We start from the raw sequence: 6820 nt of genomic DNA, 5'->3' as shown, positions 1-6820 counted from the left end.
GCTTGACGGCTTATCAATCTATTCAACAAGCTCTCTCTACTGATCGCTCCCTTTTTTGCCCTAGTTGAGCAATTACCTTGAATTACATTTATACAGGTGAAAGAAATAAACGGGGCGCTCCTCGCAAATATGATGGTAAGGTTGACTGCAATAATTTGAAAAAATTAACTTTTATCAAAGAAGTTAAGCCGGGAGTCAAGCTTTATTCATTAGTAGTCTGGAGTTGTTGTTTAAAATGTAAAATACGTTTAGCCTGTCTGTCTGAACTTCAACCCAACGGTAAAATCAAAAATATTTTATTGTTTAGTACCGATATTAATCTCCCAGCCCAGCAAATACTTGAGTATTATCAGGCTCGTTTTCAGATTGAGTTTATTTTTCGTGATGCCAAACAATTTACGGGTTTATCTGATTCTCAATGTCGCAGTAGTCAACGGCTTGATTTTCATTTTAATGCCAGTTTAATTGCTTTAAATGTAGCCAAATATGAAGCCTATAATTGTCACTTTTATCCGGCTCCCTTCGTGTTTTCAAGGGCCTCTTATAAACGCCGGGAATTCAATAGACATCTACTTTACACCTTTATTCACAAGTTAGATTTAGACCCTAACTTAATTTTAAATCACCCTAACCTCCCCTCCGTCCTATCCTATGGTACTCTCGCTGCTTAAAAACTGTCCGAAGTATTGCAGGGGAGGAGTTAGGTGTTAGGATTGTAGTGAGTGCGAATCTTCAAATATCGGCAAACTTTCGGCTTTAGGGTTTGACGTCCAAAATTGAAAATGGGGCCGTTATGGGTGATGTCTATTCTTCAGAAATTTAAAAATTAGGCTAATTTTCCATCTTCCATGTGAACGATGCGATCGGCAATATCCAAAATTCGGTTATCGTGGGTTACTAACAAAATAGTACAACCCTGTTCTTTGGCTAGTTGCTGCATCAAATTCACCACTTCGCGACCGGATTTGCTGTCCAGCGCGGCTGTCGGTTCGTCAGCTAAAACAATTTGCGGTTGACTGACCAAAGCCCGGGCGATCGCAACTCTTTGTTTCTGTCCTCCCGACAAATCATCTGGATAATAGTTAAGCCGCTGTTCCAGTCCTACTAACTCTAGCATTTTTGCAGAGCGATCGCGCATTTGAGAACGCGACAAATTGCCGTGAACTTCCAAACCCATCTGCACGTTTTGCAGCGCCGTCAAACTGCGGTGCAAGTTGTGCGCCTGAAAAATATAGCCTATTTTGCGTCGCGCCTTTACCAATTGGTCTGCACTCGCTTTGCACATTTCTTGACCGAGAATCTTGAGACTTCCCGATTGACCGGATCTCAATCCGCCAATCAAAGTTAAAAGCGTGGTTTTTCCAGAACCGGAAGGCCCCGTCATCAGCACGATTTCACCTGCATTAATTTCTAGGTTGATGTCAAAAAGTACCTGTTTTCGCAGTTGACCTTGACCGAAGTAGTGGTCGAGTTGGTGCGCGGAAATTATAGGTGCAGGAATCTGTAATGTGTTGGTTGTTGGGTGGAAAGTAGTAGAATTCATAACTTATTGCTTTGAGGTTTTAGATTTAATGATCGATCGCTTTCGTCGCCGAAAACGCAGAGCCAAAAACAGAGAATGATTTGCAAAAAAATCTGTTTTTTTTTAGTCATTAATTATACAAATCAAGCTTTAGTTCCCCTTTCTTATTTAGTTGCTATATGCTCGAAATTACTTTGTGTAGAATTGGTTTTAACCAGTCTTATAAAGGGGTTTCTCACCCAGATTTAGTGTACTTCCGACTCTATTCTTCATTTCCCCTTAAAACATATCTGCCGGGTCTGCTGCTTGCAGTTTGCGAGTGGCAATTGCTCCCGAAATAGTGCACATAATCACGTTCAAAAGTAATACTATAACTGCTCTAAGCAGCGTCATATAAAGAGGTAAATTTGTAGCTTTGCGAGTTAAAGAGTAAAGTCCGAAAGAGACTCCTACTCCCGGCAAAAAACCGAGGATGGAAAGAATTAGAGCTTCTTCAAAAACGATGCCGAGTAAATAAACATTGCGGTAGCCCATCGCTTTGAAAGTAGCGTATTCTCCCATGTGGTCGCTGACATCGGTTGAGAGAACTTGATAAACAATAATCACACCCACTACAAAACCCATCGCGACGCCTAAATTAAACACAAAGCCGATCGCAGTATTCTTAGCCCAATAGTTTTTCTCAAAATCGATAAATTCTTGTTTGGTTAGTACCTTGACATCCGGCGGTAAATATGCTTTCAAAACTTGTTGAACTTCCACGGGGTCAGCACCCGGTTGCAGTTGAATTAATCCGGCATTGACACTCGCGGCGTTTTGTCTGGGAAACAGGCGCAGGTAATTTTGATCGCTAGTCATCAAAATACCGTCGGCGGCAAAAGATGCTCCAACTGTGAATAAACCGCTGACGTTAATCGTGCGTCGCTCGACCTCAGCTTTAACGGCTTTTCCTCCGGCGATTTGTGCGATCGTTCCTTGGTACTCTCCCCTAGAAGCTCGATCGAACAGCACAGTATCCGGCAGTTTAATCGCGCTCAAATTTTGGTTAACTTCGGGAAGCGCAAACGCAGGGCGATCGGGATTGAAACCCACCACCATCAGCGACGTTTCGCGCCGAGTTTCGGGATTTTTCCAGTTAGCAATTTTCACGTAAAGCGGCTCGGCTGATTTCACGCCCGGTACGTTCATTGCTTGATACAATCTGCGCCTGGGGAAGGAAGACAAATTAATCAGATTTCGCGCTTGGGGGTGAATCAAAACTAAGTCTGTTTGCAAGGTTTGATGCAGGCGCGTATTGCTGGTGTAAAGGGCATTTTGAAAGCCTAGCTGCATGAACATCAAAACGTCAGCAAAGGCAATTCCTGCTACTGCAACCAGCATTCGCCCTTTGTCGTGACTCAGTTGCAGCCATCCGAGGGGAGTTCTGCGTCTTAACTGTTCTAAGGGTTTTATTAGTCCAATCATAGGATTTTAGATTTTAGATTTTGGATTTTGGATTTTGGATTGAAGAAAGCGACTCTGCGGTTTAAGACTTCTTAATCTTTAATTTCTCCGATCGATTTTAGATTTTAGATTTTGGATTTTGGATTGAAGAAAGCGACTCTGCGGTTTAAGACTTCTTAATCTTTAATTTCCCCGATCGATTTTAGATTTTGGATTTTGGATTGAAGAAAGCGACTCTGCGGTTTAAGACTTCTTAATTTTTAATTTCCCCGATCGCCACTTTGACTTGCAAATTGGTTAATCCTGCTACTTTCTGGCTGGAAGCTTCATCTAAGCGCACTTTTACTTCCACAATTCGACCATCAATATTCGCAGAAGGATCGGTGTTAACAATGTTTTGCCGCTGCACTTGCAAACCAATATGTTCGACAGTTCCCCGCAATTCGCCTGTCAAAGCATCGCTAGTAATTTTGGCTGTTTGTCCGAGGCGTACTTTGTCCACATCGCTTTCGTAGATTTCCGCAACAGCTAGCATCTCGCGAGTTTGTCCGAGTTCGACAATGCCGTCGTTTCCCACCCTTTCCCCCGGATGCGTGTGAATTTTCAGGACTTGGGCGTCTCTGGGAGCACGGATGTAAGCTAGATCCAGATTGGCTTTGGCTTGTTTGGCGGCTGAAGCGGCGGAACTGACTTCGGCGGAGGCTGCTGCTATGTCAACGGGACGCACTTCGGCGATGCGATCGAGATTTGCCGCGGCTTCATTAATCTGCTGTTGTCGAGATTCCTGAATTTGGCTGAGTTTGGCTTGGGCTTCGTTAATTTGTTGTTGGCGAGATTGCTGAATTTGATTCAATTTGGCTTGGGCTTCGTTAATCTGCTGTTGGCGGGATTCCTGAATTTGATTCAGTTTTGCCTTTCCTTCGTTGAGTTGCTGTTGAGTTGTTTCGGCGGCGAGGCTTTTGCTGTCGCTAGTTGAGGCGGAAATTGCTCCCTGTTCATAGAGTTGGGAGTAGCGCCGATATTCGCTTTGGGCGTTGCGGAGTTCGGCTTGTAGGCGGGCAATTGCGGCTTTTTGAGTTTGAATTTCCCCTTGCTGTTCGGCCCTCAAGCGAGCAATTGTGGCTTGTTGCGCTGCGATTTCGGTGCTGCGATCGACTTCTAGGCGGCTGACGATCGCCTGTTGCGCTGCGATCTCGTTGATGCGATCGGCTGATAAACGGCTAATAGTCGCTTTTTGGGCTTGAATTTCGCCGTTTTTAGCTCCTGCTTTCACTTTTGCTAGATTTGCCTCGGCGACGCGCACCTGTTCTTGAGCTTGGTCGAGGGCGGCTTGCAGGCGATCGCGGCTGTCCAAAATTGCGATCGCTTGGCCTGTTTTCACCCTGTCTCCCTCTTTGACCAAAAGTCGATCGATCCGGTTTCCTTCCGCCGTACCGGAAGCGGAGACTTTAATTACTTCTCCTCTGGGTTCCAGTCGCCCCAAGGCTGTAACTGTGGTTAATTGGGATGCTGCGACGGCTGCGGCTGCGGCTACTGCGTTGGGATCTGGTATGCGCGATCGCCAGATCGTGTAGCCTGTGGTTCCCCCTGCCGCCAGCGTTGCTAGTGCTGCCACAACTAGGAGTTGTTTAACTAGGGATGGAGTTGAGGATAAGCCGTCGGCTGTTGGTTGGTGTACCATGACACACCTCATCATTTAGGTTAATAAAACTAAACCGTTTAGTTCTTATACAAGACTAAACCGTTCAGTATAATGATGTCAACACCCCAAGCAAAAATTACAAAAACAAGCGATGGCCAGGACAAAACCCAGCGAACCAGACAGCCCCACAGCAAGTGACAAAACCGAGCAAATCCTGCAAGGTGCGATGCAAGAATTTTTAACTCACGGCTACGCGGGGACGAGTATGGACAAGGTAGCGAAGACGGGGGGAGTTTCCAAAGCCACGGTTTACAGCTATTTTGCAGATAAAGAAGGATTATTCGCCGCCTTGGTACAGCGGCTGGCGCAAAAAAAAGTCCATTTTACAGTTCTGGATGAAGAACCGGCCGTAGCGCTGCGATTCGTTGCCACAACTATATTAGAGCAGGTGACGCAGGAACCTGACTTCCTCAATTTTGTGAGGTTAGTGATTGCGGAGTCAGGGCGTTTTCCCCAGTTAGCGCAGACTTTTGTGAAAAACTTAGCTAAACCGGGTATCGAGCGGCTTACTCAATATTTGGCATCGCATCCAGAGTTAAAATTGCCCGATCCGGAGGCAACGGCGCGGATTTTTATTGGATCGCTGGTATATTTCCAGTTAACGCAGCATATGATGCACGGCAAAGATATTATCCCAATGGAGTGCGATCGATTGATCGAGGGTCTGCTGCACTTGATTTTAGGCCCGCAGTCCAATTCCTAAGTGCGATCGACAGAATCTAGGAATTTTATTTGATAACATTTAAATGCCATAAAGAGCGAGATCCCTTTATGGCTGCGATCGCAGGTTTTAGTCAGGTGTTTTTCCTAACCGTTCCCTCAATTCATCAGCCGATAACTGCGGCAGTTGTTCTACAAACAATGTCAATTCTGCCACAGGCAATGCCAATAAATTAGTAACTGCTGCAGGCAGAATATCGCCCAATTCAGCCGATCGTATTTGCAACGCACTTTCAGCTAACAATTTCACTGCTGATTCCCGCCCAGATTCATCGACTGTCAGCATCGAGATTGCCAGCAACAGCACTGTAAATTCCGCCGCAGCCAACTTGGATATTGGAGAGAGAAAAACCATCATTTTGGGGCTTAATTCTCCAAATCTAACTTGCAGAAAGTTTTCTAAGATTAAGCGCTGTTGTTCTTGTCTGCCTCGTTCGAGTCCTTGTTCTAGCCCTTGTTCGAGTCCCCGTTCTAGCCCTTGTTCGAGTCCTTGTTCTAGCCCTCGTTCGAGTCCCTGTTCTAGCCCTTCTTCTCTAGCTTGTTGCTGTGCTGCTTGTATTTGTTGTTGAAAAAGTGGTGCAATGGCCATAATTAACTCCCGCTCTTCTGGCTCTAATTCTTGTGGCGCATCGGTTACTAAATTTGACTGTAACCGATACAGCAATTCTAGCGCAATCATCCGCAACGGATCGTCCGTTGCTAAAGCGCTCAATTGGGAAATAGCCCTTTGCTGCACTCCCCCTTTGCCCAAAATCCTCAACCACAGAGTTTCTGGAGTTTCTGGCAACTGGTGAATCGCCACAATTGCCGATCGCAAAGATTCCCCCAAAAAATAGATTCCCTGCATCCAATTCTCTGTGTCTGGTATCGCATTAAAGCTATCTACCAATGCTTTCGATGCTGTGGGCATCAAAATCCACAGTTTGGGTAACTGAGCATCATCATAGCGAGTATTTTCTCTCCTAAATTTTCGCTCCAATTCACCTCGCACGTCCAATAACTTGCCCAGACAGCTACAAATTTCGCTGACGTTTGCCGGATTGCGAAAGGGTTCAAAAATTGCTGTTGTGTTTGCCATTTTTCCCAACAATCCCAGGGTTTCTGAGTATTCTGGAATTGCGGTGCTGGGAGTGAAGTAAACATCGATTTCTCGGACTTCGGAAGTTACATCGCGGCCGATATTAACCGTTCCGATCGGCGAAAGCAATTCTTCCAGAAATTCTTTGGCAAAGCGATCGTGAATAAATCGCGTCATAGAAATTAGGATGAGTTTTATGAGTGAATCCTAGCATACCTACACGCTTTTGATTTAAATGAGTAAGCCTAGGCGCATCTAAATTTTACAGTCAAGTTTGATAACTGGAGTTTAGACTAAAAAACGATCGCATCTAAAAGTACCTGCCTTTCAACACCGGGCAAGTTATTGCTCAACA

Annotated in this window: 6 protein-coding genes; 2 read left to right on the top strand and 4 right to left on the bottom strand. The window is 45.2% G+C overall.

The genetic code is table 11. From position 1 onward, the window contains the following. The first annotated feature begins 77 nt into the window (after nt 1-77). On the top strand, nt 78-671 hold the full coding sequence (locus tag QUA13_RS30950) for a transposase (RefSeq protein ID WP_333204732.1): 594 nt from the start codon (nt 78-80) through the stop codon (nt 669-671). A 155-nt stretch (nt 672-826) separates the two neighbouring features. Here QUA13_RS30950 and QUA13_RS30945 read toward each other — a convergent pair whose 3' ends face one another. The 3 genes from QUA13_RS30945 to QUA13_RS30935 form a co-directional block, all read right to left on the bottom strand. Beyond that, nucleotides 827-1543, bottom strand: a complete 717-nt coding sequence (locus QUA13_RS30945) for a DevA family ABC transporter ATP-binding protein (RefSeq protein WP_333204730.1) — start codon at nt 1541-1543, stop codon at nt 827-829. A 258-nt stretch (nt 1544-1801) separates the two neighbouring features. Continuing rightward, the gene (gene devC / locus QUA13_RS30940; RefSeq protein WP_333204728.1) at nt 1802-2986 is read right to left on the bottom strand and encodes an ABC transporter permease DevC; all 1185 of its coding nucleotides are present in this window, start codon (nt 2984-2986) and stop codon (nt 1802-1804) included. 232 nt (nt 2987-3218) lie between these two features. Next, on the bottom strand, nt 3219-4646 hold the full coding sequence (locus QUA13_RS30935; protein WP_333204726.1) for an HlyD family efflux transporter periplasmic adaptor subunit: 1428 nt from the start codon (nt 4644-4646) through the stop codon (nt 3219-3221). Between the two features lie 112 nt (nt 4647-4758). On the opposite strand from QUA13_RS30935, the gene QUA13_RS30930 reads away from it, so the two are divergent. Then, on the top strand, nt 4759-5370 hold the full coding sequence (locus QUA13_RS30930; RefSeq protein WP_333204724.1) for a TetR/AcrR family transcriptional regulator: 612 nt from the start codon (nt 4759-4761) through the stop codon (nt 5368-5370). Nucleotides 5371-5457: 87 nt separating this feature from the next. On the opposite strand, the gene QUA13_RS30925 is transcribed toward QUA13_RS30930, so the two are convergent. Continuing rightward, nucleotides 5458-6642, bottom strand: a complete 1185-nt coding sequence (locus QUA13_RS30925; RefSeq protein WP_333204722.1) for a flagellar assembly protein H — start codon at nt 6640-6642, stop codon at nt 5458-5460. Between the last annotated feature and the right edge of the window lie 178 nt (nt 6643-6820).

Source organism: Microcoleus sp. S28C3 (assembly GCF_036700785.1).
GTDB lineage: Bacteria > Cyanobacteriota > Cyanobacteriia > Cyanobacteriales > Microcoleaceae > Microcoleus > Microcoleus asticus.
The sequence above is the reverse complement of the archived record's forward strand: the minus strand, read 5'-3'. Positions and strand labels throughout refer to the sequence as shown.